General features: G+C 58.2%; 23 protein-coding genes and 1 tRNA gene. 5 read left to right on the forward strand and 19 right to left on the reverse strand.

Going from position 1 to position 19,499, the window contains the following annotated elements:
* Positions 1 to 44 precede the first annotated feature (44 nt).
* From thpR to BLT54_RS12520, 3 genes are read right to left on the reverse strand one after another with little or no spacing between them, the layout of a single operon-like run.
* Complete coding sequence (thpR, locus tag BLT54_RS12510) at positions 45 to 587, reverse strand: RNA 2',3'-cyclic phosphodiesterase (RefSeq protein WP_083351806.1); 543 nt, start codon at positions 585 to 587, stop codon at positions 45 to 47.
* Complete coding sequence (locus BLT54_RS12515) at positions 587 to 1,231, reverse strand: hypothetical protein (protein ID WP_074645516.1); 645 nt, start codon at positions 1,229 to 1,231, stop codon at positions 587 to 589. Before BLT54_RS12515 ends, thpR begins: the two co-directional genes overlap by 1 nt.
* A 2-nt stretch (positions 1,232 to 1,233) precedes the next feature.
* Positions 1,234 to 1,443: a hypothetical protein gene (locus BLT54_RS12520; RefSeq protein ID WP_074645518.1), complete on the reverse strand. Its 210-nt coding sequence runs from the start codon at positions 1,441 to 1,443 to the stop codon at positions 1,234 to 1,236.
* A 166-nt stretch (positions 1,444 to 1,609) separates the two neighbouring features.
* On the opposite strand from BLT54_RS12520, the gene aroQ reads away from it, so the two are divergent.
* On the forward strand, positions 1,610 to 2,047 hold the full coding sequence (gene aroQ, locus BLT54_RS12525) for a type II 3-dehydroquinate dehydratase (RefSeq protein WP_074645521.1): 438 nt from the start codon (positions 1,610 to 1,612) through the stop codon (positions 2,045 to 2,047).
* Between the two features lie 39 nt (positions 2,048 to 2,086).
* On the opposite strand, the gene ruvB is transcribed toward aroQ, so the two are convergent.
* From ruvB to BLT54_RS12550, 5 genes are all read right to left on the reverse strand, one after another.
* The gene (gene ruvB, locus BLT54_RS12530) at positions 2,087 to 3,127 is read right to left on the reverse strand and encodes a Holliday junction branch migration DNA helicase RuvB (protein WP_074645523.1); all 1,041 of its coding nucleotides are present in this window, start codon (positions 3,125 to 3,127) and stop codon (positions 2,087 to 2,089) included.
* A gap of 3 nt (positions 3,128 to 3,130) precedes the next feature.
* Positions 3,131 to 3,817 (reverse strand): Holliday junction branch migration protein RuvA, encoded by a 687-nt coding sequence (ruvA, locus tag BLT54_RS12535; protein WP_074645526.1) that lies wholly within the window; start codon positions 3,815 to 3,817, stop codon positions 3,131 to 3,133.
* Positions 3,814 to 4,323, reverse strand: coding sequence for a crossover junction endodeoxyribonuclease RuvC (ruvC, locus tag BLT54_RS12540; RefSeq protein WP_074645528.1), 510 nt, complete (start codon positions 4,321 to 4,323; stop codon positions 3,814 to 3,816). The genes ruvA and ruvC overlap by 4 nt, the downstream gene beginning before the upstream one ends.
* Before the next feature lie 256 nt (positions 4,324 to 4,579).
* Positions 4,580 to 4,927: a hypothetical protein gene (locus BLT54_RS12545; protein WP_074645530.1), complete on the reverse strand. Its 348-nt coding sequence runs from the start codon at positions 4,925 to 4,927 to the stop codon at positions 4,580 to 4,582.
* A 114-nt stretch (positions 4,928 to 5,041) separates the two neighbouring features.
* Positions 5,042 to 5,914: a 50S ribosomal protein L11 methyltransferase gene (locus tag BLT54_RS12550; protein WP_074645826.1), complete on the reverse strand. Its 873-nt coding sequence runs from the start codon at positions 5,912 to 5,914 to the stop codon at positions 5,042 to 5,044.
* Positions 5,915 to 6,330: 416 nt separating this feature from the next.
* Here BLT54_RS12550 and BLT54_RS12555 point away from each other — a divergent pair, with 416 nt between their 5' ends.
* Positions 6,331 to 6,723 (forward strand): hypothetical protein, encoded by a 393-nt coding sequence (locus BLT54_RS12555; protein WP_074645533.1) that lies wholly within the window; start codon positions 6,331 to 6,333, stop codon positions 6,721 to 6,723.
* A 47-nt stretch (positions 6,724 to 6,770) separates the two neighbouring features.
* Here BLT54_RS12555 and msrA read toward each other — a convergent pair whose 3' ends face one another.
* Both msrA and BLT54_RS12565 read right to left on the reverse strand, forming a co-directional pair.
* A complete protein-coding gene (gene msrA, locus BLT54_RS12560) occupies positions 6,771 to 7,436 on the reverse strand; it encodes a peptide-methionine (S)-S-oxide reductase MsrA (RefSeq protein ID WP_074645535.1) in 666 nt (221 codons plus the stop codon).
* Positions 7,437 to 7,543: 107 nt separating this feature from the next.
* Positions 7,544 to 8,785, reverse strand: a complete 1,242-nt coding sequence (locus BLT54_RS12565) for an MFS transporter (RefSeq protein WP_074645537.1) — start codon at positions 8,783 to 8,785, stop codon at positions 7,544 to 7,546.
* A 198-nt stretch (positions 8,786 to 8,983) separates the two neighbouring features.
* Here BLT54_RS12565 and BLT54_RS12570 point away from each other — a divergent pair, with 198 nt between their 5' ends.
* Complete coding sequence (locus tag BLT54_RS12570; protein ID WP_074645539.1) at positions 8,984 to 10,063, forward strand: YeeE/YedE family protein; 1,080 nt, start codon at positions 8,984 to 8,986, stop codon at positions 10,061 to 10,063.
* Positions 10,064 to 10,168: 105 nt separating this feature from the next.
* Here BLT54_RS12570 and BLT54_RS12575 read toward each other — a convergent pair whose 3' ends face one another.
* Positions 10,169 to 12,364 carry a primosomal protein N' gene (locus tag BLT54_RS12575; protein ID WP_074645542.1) on the reverse strand — a complete coding sequence of 732 codons (2,196 nt, stop codon included), beginning with the start codon at positions 12,362 to 12,364 and terminating at the stop codon, positions 10,169 to 10,171.
* Positions 12,365 to 12,473: 109 nt separating this feature from the next.
* Between BLT54_RS12575 and fsa the strand changes: the two genes are divergently transcribed.
* A complete protein-coding gene (fsa, locus tag BLT54_RS12580; protein WP_074645545.1) occupies positions 12,474 to 13,127 on the forward strand; it encodes a fructose-6-phosphate aldolase in 654 nt (217 codons plus the stop codon).
* Between the two features lie 62 nt (positions 13,128 to 13,189).
* Here the strand turns inward: fsa and BLT54_RS12585 are convergent, their stop codons facing one another.
* Together BLT54_RS12585 and BLT54_RS12590 are read right to left on the reverse strand one after the other, a co-directional pair.
* Positions 13,190 to 14,326, reverse strand: coding sequence for a cytochrome-c peroxidase (locus tag BLT54_RS12585; RefSeq protein ID WP_074645547.1), 1,137 nt, complete (start codon positions 14,324 to 14,326; stop codon positions 13,190 to 13,192).
* Positions 14,327 to 14,450: 124 nt separating this feature from the next.
* Positions 14,451 to 15,902 (reverse strand): UbiA family prenyltransferase, encoded by a 1,452-nt coding sequence (locus tag BLT54_RS12590; RefSeq protein ID WP_074645550.1) that lies wholly within the window; start codon positions 15,900 to 15,902, stop codon positions 14,451 to 14,453.
* A gap of 221 nt (positions 15,903 to 16,123) precedes the next feature.
* Between BLT54_RS12590 and BLT54_RS12595 the strand changes: the two genes are divergently transcribed.
* Positions 16,124 to 16,197: transfer RNA gene (locus tag BLT54_RS12595), tRNA-Gly, on the forward strand.
* Between the two features lie 102 nt (positions 16,198 to 16,299).
* Here the strand turns inward: BLT54_RS12595 and BLT54_RS12600 are convergent.
* From BLT54_RS12600 to BLT54_RS12625, 6 genes are all read right to left on the reverse strand, one after another.
* Positions 16,300 to 16,506 carry a YgaP family membrane protein gene (locus BLT54_RS12600; RefSeq protein WP_009573105.1) on the reverse strand — a complete coding sequence of 69 codons (207 nt, stop codon included), beginning with the start codon at positions 16,504 to 16,506 and terminating at the stop codon, positions 16,300 to 16,302.
* A gap of 87 nt (positions 16,507 to 16,593) precedes the next feature.
* On the reverse strand, positions 16,594 to 16,995 hold the full coding sequence (locus tag BLT54_RS12605; protein ID WP_074645553.1) for a PaaI family thioesterase: 402 nt from the start codon (positions 16,993 to 16,995) through the stop codon (positions 16,594 to 16,596).
* Positions 16,992 to 17,657: an SOS response-associated peptidase gene (locus BLT54_RS12610; protein ID WP_074645555.1), complete on the reverse strand. Its 666-nt coding sequence runs from the start codon at positions 17,655 to 17,657 to the stop codon at positions 16,992 to 16,994. The genes BLT54_RS12605 and BLT54_RS12610 overlap by 4 nt, the downstream gene beginning before the upstream one ends.
* A gap of 62 nt (positions 17,658 to 17,719) precedes the next feature.
* Positions 17,720 to 18,592, reverse strand: a complete 873-nt coding sequence (locus BLT54_RS12615; RefSeq protein WP_074645557.1) for a hypothetical protein — start codon at positions 18,590 to 18,592, stop codon at positions 17,720 to 17,722.
* A gap of 96 nt (positions 18,593 to 18,688) precedes the next feature.
* Positions 18,689 to 18,994 (reverse strand): DnaJ family domain-containing protein, encoded by a 306-nt coding sequence (locus tag BLT54_RS12620; protein WP_074645558.1) that lies wholly within the window; start codon positions 18,992 to 18,994, stop codon positions 18,689 to 18,691.
* Positions 18,994 to 19,476, reverse strand: a complete 483-nt coding sequence (locus tag BLT54_RS12625) for a GFA family protein (RefSeq protein WP_074645560.1) — start codon at positions 19,474 to 19,476, stop codon at positions 18,994 to 18,996. The genes BLT54_RS12620 and BLT54_RS12625 overlap by 1 nt, the downstream gene beginning before the upstream one ends.
* Positions 19,477 to 19,499 lie beyond the last annotated feature (23 nt).

The raw sequence follows: 19,499 nt of genomic DNA on the forward strand, positions 1-19,499 counted from the left end.
CGGGGCTTTGGGGAGTGCCCTTGGTTTTGGGGAGTGCCCTTGGTTTAAAGGCTCAAGGGATAGCTCGCAAGCCCGTCATAGATCGGACCATCCGCGCTGAGCGTCGATTGGATCATCTCAAACTGCGTGGGCCGGAATCTGGGCCACGTAAACGCACCTTTGGCGGCCAAAAGCAGGTCTAAATCCGCCCGCTCCGATGGCGCAATTCGATGAAACCGACGCAATGAGATATGCGGGCGAAACCGCTCATGCGACAGTGCGATGCCCACCGCTCGCGCCGCTTTGCGTATCCTTTGGCGCAGATCGCTCAACGCCGCATCCTGGGCAATCGCTGCAAACAAAAGCCGCGGCTTGCCCCCACCAAACAGATCCAGCCCGGTCACAGTCAACTGAGGGGATGGCGCGTAAATCGCCGCAAGCTCCTCATGCAACTCGGCCAAAACCGCCTCTGGTTGATCATCCAAGAACGCCAAAGTGACATGCATGTCCTCGGCGGGCACCGCGCGACCAAATCGCAACCCAAAGGCAATATCTTGCAACCGATCCGTCAGATCATCCGGCAAAGGCAGCGCCACAAAGGCCCGCATCAGCCCGCCATCACCCGCGCATAAAGCCTGAGCGCATGAGACGCCTCGCGGGCAGACGGTGGCAAAATCGGATCATAGGCCGCGCGCAACAGGTTCGCCACATCCGGGCGGATCACCGTGCCTGCGGGTGACAGGCCCAGCGGGCTGTCCTGGGTAAAGGCCATGTCGGACCAGAGCAGCATCGCCTGCACCGCCTGCGACAATGCGATCACTTCGGCGGGGACCTCCGCCATCGCGTCGCTCATGCGCACAAAGGTAAAACAGGCCTTGATCGCCCCCGCATCATCAAACCGAAACGCCCGATATTGATGGGCGTTCTTGGCCTGAAGTGCCTCCACCCGCGTCGCCAAGTCAGGGATCAAATCCCCCATATGTGGCACATCCAAAAGCTCTGCCCAATCGGACAGGAAAAACATCATCAGGTTTGTGCCCAACTCCGGGTCCACGTCCTCGATCCGGTGCCCCGCGATGGCGATACAGGCCTCGATCGCGCTTTTGATCACGGTCAGCGTCTCATCCTCGACGCCAAACACCACCGGCGAAATTGGCCGCCCCCAACGGGCAAAAACATAGTCCCCACTTGCGCGCGTGAAAAACGCTTCAACCTGTTCTGGTGTGGTCGGTTCCGTGCTGTCCGTACTCATATTTACTCCGCCGTCTGGTCCACAGCCTGCTCTGCCCTGCCGCGTTCCGGCATAGCAATACCACGTTGCGCCATGATGCTCAAAAGCGACGCCGGAATGGGCCGACAACCGCATTCGGCCGTATGTTCCAAATGCCACGTCAGGCGCTCTTCGGTGGTTGGATTTTTGTCCATCGGGTGGGCTGCATGCCACTCTTTGTTCAGTTTGCTCATTGATCTCGCTCCCCTGATTATGCATGCGGTAACATGCCTTGCGGCTTTGTCCAATCCTCATATTTTGACAAGCACCACAGACCAAAACCGCCTCAGCCCTTGCACTGGGCGCGGGGCTCTGCATAACTCAAGCTCAACACCGCATTTCGGCATCAGCGAGGGCCCCATGAGCAAGAAAATCTATATCCTGAATGGGCCCAACCTCAATCTTTTGGGCAAACGCCAGCCCGAAATTTACGGCGCGGACACTTTGGCCGATGTCGAAACGCTCTGCGCGCGCGAGGCGGTCACACAGGGACTCGACATCGTGTTTGCGCAGTCGAACCATGAGGGCGAGATCATTGATCTGATCCATGAGGCACGCGACGCGGCCCTTGGCATTGTGATCAACCCCGCGGCCTATACCCACACCTCAGTGGCCATTCTGGACGCTTTGAACACCTTCGAGGGGCCTGTCATCGAGGTGCATATCTCGCAGGTCCACAAACGCGAAGCCTTCCGCCACCATTCCTATGTCTCGATGCGCGCCGATGCGGTGATGGCCGGGTTTGGCGTCCATGGCTATGTCTTGGCCGTGGCCCATATGGGCAAGATTTTGGGGTAACGCCCCTCATTCGCCCGTCATTCGCCCCTCATCCGCCTGTCACCCGCCAAACAGCTCCGACTGATCCGGGCCTTTGGGGGCCTGCATCCCCAGATGATGCCATGATTTTTGCGTCAACATCCGGCCACGCGGCGTGCGTTGGATCAGACCTTGCTGCAACAAATAGGGTTCGATCACATCCTCAATCGCGTCACGGCTCTCCGACAAGGCGGCGGCAAGGGTTTCGACGCCCACCGGCCCACCTTGGTAATTCTCCGCGATCAGCCTGAGATACCGCCGATCCGCGCCATCAAGGCCCAAAAGGTCCACCCCCAGCCGCGTCAGCGAGCTGTCGGCCAGCTCTTTTGAAATCCGCCCGCCGCCTTCGACCACGGCAAAATCCACCACCCGGCGCAACAACCGCCCGGCGATGCGCGGCGTGCCACGGGCGCGTTTGGCGATTTCAAGCGCGCCGGAATCTTCGGTCGGAATATCCAACAGGCGCGCGCCACGGGTGACGATTTCATGCAGCTCCTGCGTGGTGTAAAATTGCAGCCGCGTTGGAATGCCAAAACGGTCGCGCAACGGCGTGGTCAAAAGCCCAAGCCGCGTGGTCGCGCCAACCAGTGTGAAGGGCTGCAATTCGATGCGCACCGTGCGTGCGGCGGGGCCTTCGCCGATCACCAGATCAAGTTCGAAATCCTCCATCGCCGGATAGAGAATCTCCTCGACCACCGGGTTCATCCGGTGAATTTCGTCGATGAACAACACGTCGCGCGCATCCAGATTGGTCAGGATCGCCGCCAAATCGCCGGCGCGCGCCAAAACCGGCCCGGAGGTCATTTTGAAATTCACGCCCAACTCGCGCGCCATGATTTGTGCCAGCGTGGTTTTGCCCAATCCCGGCGGGCCGTGGAACAACACATGGTCCATCGCCTCTTCGCGCATCCGCGCGCTCTCGATAAACACTGCCAAGTTGGCGCGCGCCTCTTGTTGGCCGATGAATTCGCTCAACACCTGAGGGCGCAGGGCGCGATCGGCGTCCCCAAGCTTGTCTTCGGGGCGGCGATCTGGACGCAGAGTTGGGTCGGGCTGGTCCATCGGTTACCCTTTCGGCGCAAGCAATTTGAGCGCCGCACGGATCAGCGTGGAGGTGTCGGCGTCCGGCGCATCTTGGGCGGATTGCGCCACGGCTTGAACCGCATCTGAGGGCGAATACCCGAGGTTTTGCAGCGCCGACATCGCCTCGGCCTCAGAGGAGGCATTGGGTTTTGGCACTGGGGCGTTGGCAACGCGGGGTTTCGGCGCGGGTGCGTCGGTCTCGATCACCTCGTCCACTTGGGGCGCCTCGGCCAAACTCTTGGCCAATGTACCGCCCATCGCCATGACGGCGGGGGCTTTGTCTTTCAATTCATTGACCACACGCTGCGCGATCTTCGGCCCGACGCCGGGCGCGGCCTTGACCGCGTTCCAATCGCCCAAGGCAATCGCGCGCCCCGTCGCCTCGGGACCAAGCGTGCCCAACACCGCCATCGCGGCCTTTGACCCGATGCCCTGAACCGAGATCAACAACCGATACCATTCCTTTTCCAACAGTGAGGAAAAGCCGAACAGTTGCATCAGATCTTCGCGCACCAACATGTCGGTATAGAGCGACACGGGCGCGCCCCGCCCCGGCAGGCTCATCCGGGTGCGTTCGTTGATATGGACGATATAACCGACACCGCGCACGTCGATCATCACGTGATCCGTGCCGATATAGTCGATGACGCCTGTTAATTTACCAATCATGCTGAGGCCCTTTTGACCGCATCCGCAAGGCGGGAATTTGAACGTGCATGGAAAGAATGACAGATTGCAATAGCCAGCGCATCCACCGCATCGGCCCCCGCCAGCTTTGCACCGGGCAATTGCAGCTTGATCATATGCTCGACCTGTTGCTTGGCGGCGTGGCCGACGCCAACCACCGCCTTTTTCACCGCATTCGGGGCATATTCCCCGATCGGAAGACCTGCGCGCGCCGGGGCCAAAAGCGCCACGGCGCGGGCTTGGCCGAGTTTGAGCGTGGCAACAGCGTCTTTGTTCACGAATGTCTGCTCCACAGCGGCGCAATCGGGCGCGTAGGTAGCGACCACATCGGTGAGTTGATCAAACAGCGACAAAAGCCGGGTCGCGAGATCGTCGGTGGCCAAGGAATGACAAATGCCATTGGCCACATGGCTGATGCGCGAGCCTTGAACATCAATGATGCCCCAGCCCATATTGCGCAGCCCCGGGTCGATGCCCATCACTCGCATTGCTTCATCCTGCTCTTTTGTTTTTGGTTAAAGGAGGGTTAGCACGAAACAAGAACATTTGCCAAGGCAAAGCTGTCTGTGAGGGCTGATTGGTCCGCGCGTTGGGGAGATGGCACAACCGCTCTGTGTGGGATCAAAGCGTGAGATCAAACATGTGAAAACCCGCACCGGAGGGGGGTGCGGGTTTTGACGTGGATGGGACATAAGGCGGCGCATTGGGGAAACAGCCGCATTTAGGCCCCGGAATATCTTTGCTTTAGCGCAGCAACATCTTGCCCTGCAGCGCGAGCCAGACCGTGATCGGATCTGCGGCCATGACCCATGCGCCCGCTTGTTCGATCACCGTGCCAGAGGCAAGATCGTTGACGCGGTTGGTGTAGGTGGCCCCGCCAAGCGTTGCATAAAGCACCGCCTTGAAAGCGATCACACCGCCAAGGGCAAAAAAAGCAAGGTGCAAAGGACGGCGCATGCCGCGGCGACGCGGACGTGCGATGATCAGGCCATCTTGGTTAACGGAATACACGACACCATGGCTGAGGGCACGACGGCGCGCCTCGATTTTGGTGACTCTTTTCTCTAATTGCTGCGAACCGGCGTAAGCCATGGCAGCCTCCTCATACATCGGCCCCCACCGACAATGACAAGATTGCGGCGAAATGTGGCGAAAATGGGGCAGGATGTCCCAAAACAGGCAAAACCATGGCTTTTCCCGCTATTTTTAGGAAACGCGCGCCATAGTCAGTGTCGTCCAGTCAACAATCTCTGTGCGATCCACAAGATTAAATCCAGAGCGTGTATAAACCGAAATCACGTCATCGGCCTGCGGATTGAGAATCCCCGAGAGAATCACATAGCCACCGGGCTGAACATGGGCCGCCATATCGGGCGCGAGGGCCACAAGCGGACCTTTGAGGATATTGGCAAAGACCAAATCAAAGGGCGCGGCCTCGGCCAGGTCTTTATGGTTAAAGCCCGCCGCCTCAAGACACAGAACACGCCCCGTCAGATCATTGGCATCGACATTACTTTGCGCCACATCGACGGCCACTTCGTCAATGTCAGAGGCCAAGACCACCTTGTCCGACACTTTGGCCGCAGCCATCCCCAACACGGCGGTGCCACAGCCAATGTCGGCGACGTTGTCAAAACGCTTACCCGCGTCCAGCAAGGCATCGAGTGCACGCAGACAGCCCAGAGTGGTGCCGTGATGTCCAGTGCCAAAGGCCATCGCCGCCTCGATCAAAAGGCCGATCTTGCCCTCGGGCAATTTATCGGCGTCATGGCCGCCATAGACGAAAAACCGTCCCGCCTCGACCGGCGACAGATCCCGGCGCACTTTCGCGACCCAATCTGTGTCCGGCACCTCAGAGATGATAAAATCCCGTGCGCCGTGCATTTTGGCCAAAAGCGCCAGTTCGATGTCATCGGGGGCGTCGGTGAAATAGGCCGCGACCTCCCAAAGCCCTGAGCCGTCTTCCATTTCAAACACGCCCACGCCGGTCGGCTCCGGCATAATGGTCTCAAGCGCCTCGCCCAAGGCATCGGCTTTGGCTTTGGCGTCGGTTTTGGTAAAGGCGGTGTAAGTGGTCATCATGGCTCTCCGGTTGGCTTGATCCCGGTGTAACGCGTTTGGGACAGCCCGTGTTGATTGTTTTTCTGAACATCCGTTCCCGTGGCAGGGGACGGCAAAAGTGAGCGCCGTGCCCGGCGTTCTGACCGCTTTAGGTCGAAGTTTCTGACGACTCAAGGGTTGGGAGAGCGATAACTGCGCGCAACAAAAGACACACCTTTGCTATAGCTTTACGCACCCACCTTATTCTTTGGCATTTCCACAACAAAACAGCCCCTTATTTACAGTTTTCGTCGCCAAAATTGCAGCTCTGCCTTGACCAAGACCAAAGGGAAGCAGATCGTCATCACAGCTTCCTACCTGTTTCATAGTGATCCTCGCGTACCTGTATTCAAGACACGTGTTTCGGCTGTCCACATTTAAATCAGGCTAAAGCCATGCTCTCCCATGTTCCATATTCCCGGCGCTACGTCGCCGTTCCCTATTTCACGTTCGCATTTTTGATCGGCTTCCTTGCTTGGCAAATTTGCGTCAAACTTGGCCTCTCGCTTAGAGATGATCCGATCGTGCTTTTAAGACTTTTCGCCCAAACGTTGATCTGGGGATGTCTGGTCTATGCGCTCGCGGCAACGGCGCTGTTGAGCGCTGTGGTTTGGACACTCTCCACCCGGCTTGATTTCAGCCTGCAGCGCAAAAAACAACAGATGAAACTCAGCTTGGTTTTTTTCATCGGCGGGATTTGCCTTTCCGTTTTCGGGATTGTCATGAACCTGACAGACACCCCGCCTTTGGACGCCCTGTATATCCCGCTGCACCGTCTGGATCTGTAAGCGGCGGGCGGTAGGCGCAGGGGGCCATAAACGCAGGAGGCCGTGGGTTACGACAGACCCGCATCCACCCCGACACCGATAGGACAGCTCACGCCTGTTCCGCCGATCCCGCAATAGCCTTGCGGATTTTTGGCGAGATACTGTTGATGATAGGCTTCGGCATAATAAAACGCCCCCGCAGGCGACACTTCCGTCGTGATCGCGCCAAACCCCTTGTCCTGCAACAACACATTGTAGCCCGCAAGGCTCGTCTCGGCGGCGTGATATTGGTCAGGCGTGGTGTAATAAATGCCAGACCGATATTGCGTACCCCGATCATTGCCTTGGCGCATCCCCTGAGTCGGATCGTGATTTTCCCAAAACACCGAAAGCAGCGCCTCAAAGCTGATCTTGGTGGGATCATAGACCACACGCACCACCTCGTTATGACCGGTTTTGCCGGAACAGACCTCTTCATATGTCGGGTTGGGCGTATAGCCCGCACTGTAGCCCACGGCGGTGTTGATCACCCCCGGCACCTGCCAAAAAATGCGCTCAACGCCCCAAAAACAGCCCATGCCAAACACCGCCTCTTCCTGCCCCGCAGCGAGAGGTTCGATCAAAGGACGGTGAAAAACGAAATGCTCTGTCGCTGTCGGGATCGGCGTCGAACGCCCGGCGAGCGCCTCATCAGGCCTAGGCATGGACAATTTCTTGGTCAGGGCACCGAACATCGCACATCTCCATTTTTACCGTTTCATCCCGGAATATAGGCCAAACCACGGATCAAACCAGAGCGAGAGTCACTCTGCCCAATCATTTGGCCGATCACTCTGCCAGATCACTCAGCCGGTGTTGTTGCGCGCACCACTGGCAAAAACCGCCATTCATTGCCCTTTTCGGGATGGCGCGGAATGAGCGATGCCAAGCCCAAAGACACCATCGCCATCGCAGCCGCCAAGATGAACACCGCGTCCGGCGAAACCACCCAAAGATAGCCCAAAAGCGCAGGCAAAAACACCGCGGCAATGTGGTTGATCGTAAAGGCCACGGCGGCAGTGGGCGCGATATCTTGCGGGTCTGCGATTTTTTGGAAATAGGTTTTGAGCGCGAAGGCCAAGCCAAACAGCATATGATCAATGACATAAAGCGTCGCCGCGACCACCACGCCCCAGCCCAGCCAATAGATGCCGCCATAGGCCAGAAACACCAAAGTCAGGCCGATATATTCAAACATCAACACGAAGCGTTCGCCTTTGCGAGCAACGATTTGGCCCATGAACGGCGCGACCAGCATATTGGCAACAAAGTTGATCAAAAACAGCGCCGTGACCTGATGGACTTCAAAGCCGAATTTCTCGACCATCATGAAAGCGGCGAAGACGACAAAAATCTGCCGCCGCGCGCCCGCCATGAATTGCAGCGCGTAATAGAGGCCGTAACGGCGTTTGAGCACGAAACTTTTGGTTTGCGGATGCGGTGCTTGAAATTGCGGATAGGCAAGAAAGGCGAACACTGCGACCACCGCCGTGAACCCGCCCGACACCATGTAGACAAAGCCATAGGACAGATCGAAGCTCTTCCATGTCACCACCAAAAGCCCGTAGGCCACCAATGAGGCCGCAGACCCCGCCGCCACAAGCCGCCCGATCACGATCGGCGCGCGCTCTTTCGAGAGCCATTGCAGTTGCAACGATTGGTTCACGGTCTCAAAATAGTGAAAGCCGATGGATGACAACATGGTGATGGTCAAAATCCCGCCCAAGGAGGGGAAAAACGCCGTCACAGCCGTGGCCACGCCCAAAAGCAAAAGTGCCGCAATCCCCAACACCTGTTCGCGGATGAACATGATCAAGGCGATCACGCCGATGGCCAAAAATCCGGGAATTTCGCGCACCGAATGCAACCATCCGATTTCCACCCCGGTGAACCCGGCCGCCTCGATGACAAAGTTATTGAGCAGCGCATTCCATGTGGCAAAAGCCACCGGCATGGCGAAAGCCATAAGGAACAACAGCGATTCGGGCCTGCGCCAGAGCGGCAGCGACCCGGTTTCAGAGAGGGGGATCGGCATTTTTTTCATCCCATTCTCTTACGGCGCGGTTTGGGTTTTGGATAGCTAGAATTCTTGCACACCCCCCTACGCGCCCACAGGCTCCCTTAGCAAAGCCAAAGAGGTTCAGATGCATTCAAACATGCGAAACCATGTGATTTAGATCAAGGCACGCCCCTGCCCTGCCTCTAAACTCAGTCAAATTTCGCGCGCGAGGAGAGCAACACCATGGACATTCTGGCCCTTGTCGAACGGATCGGCGAAAGCCCAACCGCAGCACTATTTGGCCTGATCACTGGCCTCATTTTTGGCGTCTCAGCGCAGAGATCGCAGTTTTGCCTGCGTGCCGCGACGGTCGAATTCGCCCATGGCAAAGGCATCGACGGCAAGCTTGGGTCAAAGGTGGCCGTTTGGCTTTTGACCCTCTCGACCGCCATCGTTTGGGTGCAGGGCGCGCAAATGCTGGGCCTGTTTCGCGCCTCTGATGCGCGCATCATGGCCGTGCCCGGATCATGGTCCGGGGCCGTCATCGGCGGGTTGATGTTTGGCGCAGGCATGGTGTTGTCGCGCGGCTGTTCGGGCAGGCTTTTGGTCCTGGCCTCCACCGGCAACCTGCGCTCTGTCGTCTCCGGCCTGATCTTTGCCGTCACCGCCCAAATGAGCCTCCACGGCATCCTCGCGCCATACCGTGACAGATTGGCCAGCCTGTCGATCACGCCCGGCGGAGAAAACATCAACCTTTTGAACGCATTGCACCTGCCTTCAGGCACAGGACTGGTGCTTGGCCTGGCCTTCGCCGCCCTCGCGTTATACCTCGCCGCCCGCCATCAGATCGGGCCAAAGACGTGGATTTTCGCCTCCGGTGTCGGCTTTTCTGTCGCGGTCGGCTGGGTGCTCACATGGTCCCTGGCACAAATCGCCTTTGATCCGGTGCCCGTCACCTCGGCCACATTTTCCGGGCCCTCCGCCAACACGCTGATGTTTTTCCTGGACCGAGGCGCGGTGTTGGAATTTGACGTCGGCCTCGTCCCTGGCGTGGTGCTTGGGGCGTTTTTGGCCTCGATGATCTCGGGCGAATTCCGTTGGCAGAGCTTTGAGTCCGTCCCCGTCATGCGCAAGTCGATGATGGGCGCGGCGCTGATGGGCTTTGGCGCCATGCTTGCCGGCGGCTGCGCCATCGGCAATGGCGTCACGGGCGGATCGGTCTTTGCCGCAACGGCATGGCTGGCGCTCGTGAGCATGTGGGCTGGCGCGATCGCCACGACGCTCGTGTTTGACCGCCAAGCGAATCCGGCGCTGGCCTGCTAAACGCCGCCCCTTCTTTTGTCCGTCAATATCCTGGGGTGAATTGTGCCGCAGGCACAAGAGGGGCAAAGCCCCCTTGCGTGATCAACATGGGGGGCAAAGCCCGCCTCACCAAAACGACTGCGGGTCAATGTCGATCTGAAGCCGGATCGTGCTTGGCCATTTCACCTGCCCGACCCACGCGCTGATCGCCGCTTGCAACGGCACGGTTTTCTCCGCCTTGATCAACAACCGCACCCGATGTTTGCCGCGCACCCGCGCAATCGGTGCGGGCGCGGGGCCATAGAGTTGCGCGCCCGCGCGACTCAGCGGCGCGGCCATCCGCGCAAGATGATTGGCCACATCCATCACCTGCGCCACATCCGGCCCCGACAGGATAATACCCGCCATCCGACCATAGGGCGGCACCCCGGCCATTTTGCGCTCGGCCGCCTCGGCCCGCCAAAACCCTTCCTCATCGCCGGCAATGATCGCCCGGATCACCGGGTGTTCAGGCTGATAGGTTTGCAACAAAGCCACGCCTTTTTTCGCCGCCCGCCCGGCGCGGCCCGCCACTTGCCGCATCAATTGAAACGTATGTTCGGCAGCGCGCAGGTCCGACCCTTGCAGCCCCAGATCGGCATCAATCACACCGACCAAGGTGAGGTTCGGAAAGTTATGACCTTTGGCAACGAGTTGCGTGCCAATGATGATGTCGGTGTCGCCCTGCGCGATTTGGCGGATCTGATCCTTGAGCGCGCGCGCCGAGGCGAAGAGATCGGAGGACAGCACCGCGCATTTGGCCTCCGGGAACCGCTCCGCCACCTCTTCGGCCAACCGTTCGACGCCGGGGCCAACCGGGGCCAATCGCCCCTCGACCTTGCAGGACGGACAGGCCGTGGGCATCGGTTTGGTTTCGCCGCATTGGTGGCACATCAGGCGGCCCAAAAACCGATGTTCAACCATCCGCGCATCGCAGTGATCACAGGCAATTTGGTGGCCACAGGCCCGGCAGATCGTCACCGGGGCAAAGCCACGCCGATTGAGGAACAACAGGCTTTGCTCGCCCAAGTCCATCCGTTTGCGCACAGAGCGCGCCAAAGCTTCGGAGATGAATTGTGTCGATGGAAGTTTCTCGCCCCGCATGTCCAAAGCGTGCATATCGGGCATCACCGCCGGGCCAAATCGGCTTTCAAGATCAAGGCGTTGGTATTTCCCCGCCTCAACATTGGCCCAGGTTTCAAGCGAGGGTGTGGCCGAGGCCAAAACCACGGCAGCGGAACACAAGGACGCGCGCAGCACCGCCATGTCGCGGGCGTTGTAAAGCACGCCGTCCTCTTGTTTATACGACCCGTCATGTTCCTCATCGACCACGATCAAACCGAGGTTTTGGAACGGCAAAAACAACGCAGACCGTGCGCCGATCACCACTTGTGCGCCGCCAATCCCGACCATTTTCCACACCCGGCGGCGTTCGGTCATGGTCACACCGGAATGCCATTCGGCGGGGCGCGCGCCAAAACGGTCCTCGAAGCGGGTGAGAAATTCCGCCGTCAGGGCGATCTCGGGCAAAAGCACCAAAGCCTGACGGCCCTTGGCGAGACAGGCGGCGACGGCTTCCAAATAGACCTCGGTCTTGCCCGACCCGGTGACGCCCTTCAAAAGCGTGGTGGAATAGGCCTCGGCGGACACGGCTTTGCGCAGTGCCATGGCGGCCGAGGTTTGGGCGTCGGTCAAGTCTTTGCCGGGGGCACTCGCATCCAATCGCGGATAGGGCAGATCGCGCGGGCAATCCTCTTCGCGTACCGCCCCTGAGGGCACCATGCCTTTGATCACCGAAGGCGTGACCCCCGCCGTTTCTGCCAATTCTTTCAAGGTGAAAGACAGCCCGCCGTATTCTTCTAATGTCTCAATCACCCGGGTGCGGGCTTCGGTTTCGCGCGGCGGGCGGCCCGTCCCACGCAGGTAAACCTTGCGCATCGACGGCGGGTTCATCAGTCCCGGCGCGCGGGTCGCAAGCCGCAGCATCGCGGTCATTGGTGTGAGCGTATAGGCGGCGGTCTTTTCCAAAAACTGCCGCATCTCATCGCGCATCGGCGCAACATCCAACACATGCGACACGGAACGGGCCTTTTTCAGGTCAAACCCACCGGCCCCAGGCCCCCAGACACAGCCCAACACTTTGCGCGGGCCAAGCGGCACTTCGACAAAGGCACCGCGCTCCACGCCGCCCTCGGGCGCCTTGTAATCAAGGAGCCGGTCAATCGGTTCGGTCGTCAACACCGCGACCAACGCGCCGCCAAGATACTGCTCTGCCTCATCCATGAGAGAGTGATACGGCTTTTGACCGATCCTCGCCAGACCCCCTTTCTTAGAGCGCTAACATGCACTATGACTCCCCCGTAAATTCAGGCGCATGAAGAGGAGCCGCCCCATGAAATTCTTTGTCGATACTGCAGATGTGGATGCAATCCGCGAACTCAACGACCTTGGCTTTGTGGACGGAGTCACCACCAACCCGTCGCTGATCAAGAAATCCGGTCGTGACATTTTGGAAGTGACCAAAGAGATTTGCGACTTGGTCGATGGTCCGGTGTCCGCCGAAGTGGTGGCGCTTGATTTCGACAGCATGGTCGCCGAAGGCCGCAAACTGGCGACGATTGCCGACAATGTCGTGATCAAACTGCCGTTGACGCTCGACGGGCTGAAAGCCTGTAAATTGCTCTCTGGTGAGGGCCACAAAATCAACGTGACCCTGTGTTTCTCCGCCAACCAGGCCTTGCTCGCCGCCAAAGCGGGTGCGACCTATATTTCGCCCTTCATCGGGCGTCTCGATGACATCAACATCGACGGTTTGGAGCTGATCGAAGACATCCGCACGATCTATGACAACTATGGCTTTGAGACCGAAATCCTTGCGGCGTCGATCCGCACGGTGAACCATATCTCCGATTGCGCCAAAATCGGTGCCGACGTGATCACCGCCCCCGCGAATGTGATCAAAGCCATGGCCAACCATGTTTTGACCGACAAGGGCCTTGAGCAATTCGTCAAAGACGCCAAAGACGCCGGGATCAAAATCGTCTGATCTCTTACATTTTGACGAAAGAAACGCCCCCGCGATCTGCGGGGGCGTTTTTGTTTGGGCGCTCAGTTGGCGGCCTCTAACAACGGTTCATAGCGTTTGTCGGTGAGGGTTTTCATGAACGCAACCAACGCGTCAATTTCGCGATCTTCCAAGGCCGGACCTGTGGTCAGTTCCTCCATCGACACCGTCTCTGACACCTCCGGCGCACGGAAAGGGTCGCCCGTTTCCGGGTTGATTTTACGCGCCTCGGATTTGGTGTTGTAGGTGTTGTAAAACAAAACAACCGTACGCAGGTCAGCAAACACGCCGTTGTGCATATAGGGTCCGGTCACGGCGACATTGCGCAGGGTCGGGACTTTGTAGCGGCCCACGGTCTGTGGCGCGTCGCCCACTTGCGGGTTTGAGGCCAAGCCCTGATCCAATGTGCCCGGGGCCACACCATTAAGCGCGCGCAGCTCAAGATTTTCGGGCACGCCGATGTTATGATACTCGTAATTGGTGAAGGTCTCGCCCTCGGTCCCCGGCTGCGGTTTGAGCTGATGACAGACGTTGCAATTGGTGAATTGCTGGGAAAAAAACAGGGTTTCACCCAAAAGCTCCTCGCGCGTCAACTCCGCCTCACCCCGGATGTAACGGTCATATTTGCTGTCAAATGGCGAAAACAGATCGGTGCGCTCAAAGGCGGCAATGGCTTTGGTCATCGCCGCATAGGCCTCATCTGGGTCACTGAAAATCTCATCACCAAACAGAGTTTTGAACGCCGCGACATAGGCCGGGTTCTCAGTGAGCCGGTCTACCACGGCGCTTGCATCGGTCATCCCCATCTCGATTGGGTTCAACGGCGGACCGCCCGCTTGGTCCTCCAAAGTTGCGGCCCGACCGTCCAAAAATTGCCCCCCGGCCCAAACGCCTTCGGCCTTCTCGAAAAACACCGGGGCGAAATGGGCGTAGGCGGCGGTGGGTGCGTTGCGGTCACCGATGGACACACCGTCATCGCCCGGAGACGCCATGCCGCGCGGATCGGCAAAGCCATGTTCGGGATCGTGACAAGAGGCGCAGGATTCGCTGCGATTTTGCGACAGGTTCACATCGAAAAACAAAGATTCACCCAAACTCTCCAGTGTTTCGGACGCGGCGGGAGCCGCCGTCAACAGCGACAGCGAAACAAGGGCGGCGCAGAGAGGGGGGACATGTGTCATGCGAACGGCTTTCCAATGGCTCAACGAGGGGCAGATATGACACCTCTATTAGTTGACCTTTTCACTCGGAAATTTGATCGAGGTCAAGAGCCGCGTAAAAATGTGATCACCCCCGGCAGAAACATCAACTCAACGCCCCACCCATGGCAAAGCCCACCGCCAACAAGCCGCAGATACGTGAAATACGGTCTTTGACGGCAAAGACGATCGGATCGTCATGCATTTCGCCGCGATGGGTCGTCATCACGATCCAACTCACCCAGAACAACAACACAAGACAAATCCCCCAAAGCACCGAAGGGTTTGAGTACAACAGGCTGACTTGCGGTGAGGTCATATAGAGCGCCAAAACCAGCACGGAAACATAGCCTGACGCCAGCGCCATTTGTGAAATGATGCTCAAATCATCGACATGATAGCCCCGCCCAGAGGTCGAAAGCTTGCCCGCTTTGGCCATATCGACCAGTTCGGCCTGGCGTTTGACGGCCGCGAGGGAAAAGAACAAAAACACCGAAAAGGCCAAGAGCCAGACCGACAAAGGCACCGATGAGGCCACACCGCCGGCGATGATCCGCATCGTGTAAAGCCCGGCCAAAACGCAGATATCAATCACCATGCGGCGTTTGAAATAAAGCGAATAGCCCGTGGTCATGGCGTAATAACAAAGCATGACGAAGAGGAACAAAGGGCTGATCAACACTGACAAGACAAAGCCCGCGCCGAACAATCCCGCGGCCAATCCGGTTCCATGTGCGATAGGCAAGGTGCCCGAGGCAAAGGGCCGTTTACATTTGCGTGGATGCGCCCGGTCGGCGGCCAAATCCAACAGGTCGTTGAGCACATAGACCGAGGAGGCGACCAGAGAGAAGGCGCAAAAGGCCAGAAAGCTGGTGAAAAGCGCGGCAAAATTCAACTGGTGACCCAAGAGCATCGGCAAAAACACCAAGATGTTTTTGAGCCACTGATGCGGGCGCAGCGCCTTGAGATAGGGTTTGTAATCGGTCTCAGCCGTGCCCAAATGCTCGACCTCGACGCCCAAGGCCTCAGCTTTCGCCCGCAACTCCGCCGACGCATTGACCGTGACCGCGCGCCCGGCCCCGGCCCAGACCGACAGGTCCGCCTCGTGATCGCCCATGTAAGCATAGGCTTTTGCGCCATAATGATCGGTCAAAAACGCGGCTTTAGTGTTGCCCTTGAGGTTGTTGGTGCCGTCAGATCCATGCACGTCGTCAAACAGACCAAGATGCGCGGCAACCCGATTGGCCAGCCCTTGGTCCGAGGCGGTGACAAGCGCGGTTTTGCCGCCTGCTGTGCGCCACGCGCGGATGTGCTCGATCACCTCATCATCATAGGGCAACGTTTCGACCACAACGTCTGAGGCACCGGCCAGTGCGCGTTTGAGCGCCGCCTTGCCCTTTGAGAGCGCCTTTACTGCCGCAAGCGCCGAGCGCCAATCTTTGGAGGCCGCACTCCAAAAGCTCTCATAGAGCATGTCGGATTTTAACAGCGTTCCATCCAAATCCACGGCCAAAACCATATCGGCTTTCACCGTGCCCGTTGTTGGAGCATTGCTCATACTATCTCACCTCATTCAACCGCTCTGTCACACGCAACCTGACGAAAGCCGAGGATTGTGCGTGGCGCTGTTTGTCTTTGTTGCAAAGATGCACAGTCATATGGGTGAGGGAAAGCCTTTGCGGCGTACAGAAACCGAATTGACAATGAAACGGGGCAAATCCGCCACGCGCATTCCGGCTTGACCCTCTCGCAGTCATGTCATACCTAAGGGCGCACTGCGCGGGCGTTGTGTAGTGGTAAGACCTTAGCCTTCCAAGCTAATGACGCGGGTTCGATTCCCGCCGCCCGCTCCAATCCCCCAAATTGTCCATGTCGCGCCCCGAGGCTTTGGGACTTTGGTCCAAAATCGAAAACGGGGCCCCGAAGGACCCCGTCTGCATCACATTTGGGTTGCCTTATTTTTCGAAGGCGCAGCCAACCGGGAGGCCCATTTTGGCAAAGATTTTTGCCGCCGGGCACCAGCCGGTGAAAGAAGATTGCAACAGATTCGCGCCGATAAAGACGGTGAACCAGACAAAGCCGGGATGCACGAACTGGGTCAGCAACACGCTGATCAGGACCATAATTCCGGCGAAACGAAACATAGCACGGTCGATGGACATAGGGATAACTCCAATGATGTATGAGGTCTTTGACACTCAGGTAACATCCCCCGCAAACAAATTCAATATTTTGAATGAAACTGCGTCCTAGGATCGCACCTTAAAGGTGCCGACTGCCGTCGCGATCAATTCGCCCGTCTCATCCAAAAGACGCCCTTCGGTGAAAAACGTTTTGGCCCCGCCGCCAACCCGCCGTCCTTCGGCAATGAGGCGCGCGCCTTTGGGGCGCGACAGGTAATTGACCGTCAGCGAGAGCGTCAATGTCATCCTCACATCCTGCATATCGCCGGTAAAAGCACCAGAATACCCCATGGCCGTATCGAGTATCATGGCGTAAATCCCACCATGTGGAATGCCGGAGCGATTGGTCATAAACGGCGCTATCTCGGCCTCAAACCGAGCGAAATCAGTGTTCCAATCCGTCATCGCGATGCCCAAATGCGCCAAAGCCGCAGACGGGGCTTCCAGAAAGGACTTTTGCTCAGTCATTCATTGATCTCCTCAATCAGCTCAGGGCCCGTGGCCCGATTGGAATTTATCGCGCGAGAGACGCGGTGAAACCGCAGCGCATCGTCGGGGGCGGCCCGCATCAATGTTGCGGCCCCATGACCCTCTTCGCCAAGCCATTTCGCCCAATCTTCGGGACGCAACAGCACCGGAATGCGGTGATGAATATCCGCCATGCGCCCCTCTGCCTCCGTGGTCACCATGGCGCAGGTCGACAGGCGGCGGCCATCCCGCTCCCAGTCCTGCCAAATCCCGGCAAAGACCATCGGCCCTTCGCCCGCAGGCTGAATGAACCACGGTTGTTTGTCGCCCCCTTCGGGGCGGTGCCATTCATAAAACCCATCTGCTGGGATGAGGCAACGGCGCAGACGGCAGGCCTCGTGAAAGGCAGGCTTTTCGGCAAGGGTTTCGGCACGGGCATTGATCAACAACGGGCCATCATTGGGCGCTTTGTACCATTTGGGGATAAACCCCCAACGCATTGGCACAAGGCGACGGTGATCATCCCCGCGATAGATCACATGAATGTCGGTCGTCGGACAGACATTGTAATTGGGCACACAGGGCAGGGTGTTCGCGGGGGCCGCTTCAAACAGCTGCACCATCGCATCAGAGGCAAGAGTATTGGCGAAGCGTCCACACATGAGATGGATATACGCGCCACTCCTACGAACGGAAAGCCTGTTCGTGCCTGGAAACTAAGCGCCTAGAAACTAAAGCCCAATCGGTCGTCCATCCAAAGCCGCCGGGCCTGCAATGTGCCGCGCGTTCCCACGCGCTGTCCGGTCTCAAACCGATAAGCGATGGAATAGGTCATCTGCGACGTGGAGCTGGCATGGCTGTCTGATCGGATCGCGCGCATATGGAGAGTCGAGTGATCATTCAAACTGTACAGCATGGAGAGGCTGTAAAAATCAAACTGATCGCTGAGTTCTGCCCCAGCGTAAGCAGCCCATTTGCCCCCCAAAAGCGTACCGCCGCCAAAGCCAAATTGAGGCGATGCATCACTGGCCTCTTTGACCCCGCCAAGAAGATAGAGATCGCCCGCCTCATATTCGCCCCAAACTCGCGCAGTCGAGACCCCGGCGTCGAGGCTGTGATCCAGACTGCTATAAAGCGCCAATTCATCCAACGGGCGATAACTCACCTCAAGAGACAGGAGATCATCGCCATTCTGTGCAAGCTCATGCCGAAGGCCAAAAACGGCACCAAAATCCTCCGCCTCATGGTCGAGATAGAGACCGGCATAGTCGCGATCTGTGTGGTCATATTCCGCCACCAGTCGCAGGGACTCGGTCAAACCATACCCGGCCCAGAGCGTTTGAGACTGGACGTTAAAGGTGGCGATCCCCGGAAATTCAGACCGCACATACCGAAGGGAGCCACCAAAGAACACCGCGTCTTGCGCCCATTCGGCCACGGCAGAGGCCTCATATTCGGTCCAGTCAACACCGGAGGTTCCGCCATCGGAATGTAGCGTGGACAGACCCAGATCGACATAGCTTGCCTGAGCTTGCGCGTAGAGCGGAAACAGCGTTCCGATGAACAGCAAAAAAGAGCAAAGGCCAGACCGAAACATGAGGATTCCCGCAGTTAAACACACTGCCCCCATAAACCCCGAAACGCCTTAACAAACCCCCAACAAAATGGATTTTCCGATATTTCGCACAACTCTCTAACGATGCGTTTTGCGGGCGATGTCGATTTTGACCTCCATCATCGACATGTCTTTCATAATCTCGGTGCGCCTTGTGCGATCCGACGTTTCGCGCAACTCGGCGCGCAGCTTTTCCAACTCGCGCGCAAGCAAAACAAACTCCGGCACGCCGCCGTTTTCCTGAACCACACGATTCAAAAGCGCGTTCTCCGGGTCATCGCAATCCGGCAAAGGCTTGCCCGCGCCCGGCAGGTTGTCGAACTCGCCCCGCGCTTCGGCCTCGGCAATTTTGGCGTTGATCAGATCAAGCAGCGGATGGTCCATCACGCCCGCCCCAAGGCCATATTGCGCCGCGCGATCGCATCGGCCGTCCAGACCTCTTTGGTTGGATAGTAGTCGGGATAGACTTTAGCCCCTTCAGGGAAGCGCATCCAAGGCACGGCGGTGGAGGTGAAAATGAACACATCCGGGGTGATTTCGCGGGCCTGATCCAGCGTCCCGACCCGCACAAAAGCCACGGCACGCCCAGCGCCGGCATAATGCGACCACAGCGCCACATGGCAGGAGGGGCAGCGGGTGATGGTTTGGCCTTTGCCGGAATTGGAAGGGGTGAGCACCATCTCCGGCATCCCTTTGGTCACGCTCAGATGGGTGGTCTCAATCATGCCGTTCAGGGCAAAGGCCGACCCGGTTTCGCGCTGACACCATGTGCAATGACAGGAGTGAACGCACATGAAGCTGTCGCCCAGCGCATATTCGATCTCACCACAGGTGCAGCGCCCGCGCATCTCTTTCTCCACGCTCATGTCTTAGGGTCCCAGTCATCAGA

This window comes from Celeribacter baekdonensis, assembly GCF_900102315.1.
Lineage (GTDB): Bacteria > Pseudomonadota > Alphaproteobacteria > Rhodobacterales > Rhodobacteraceae > Celeribacter > Celeribacter baekdonensis.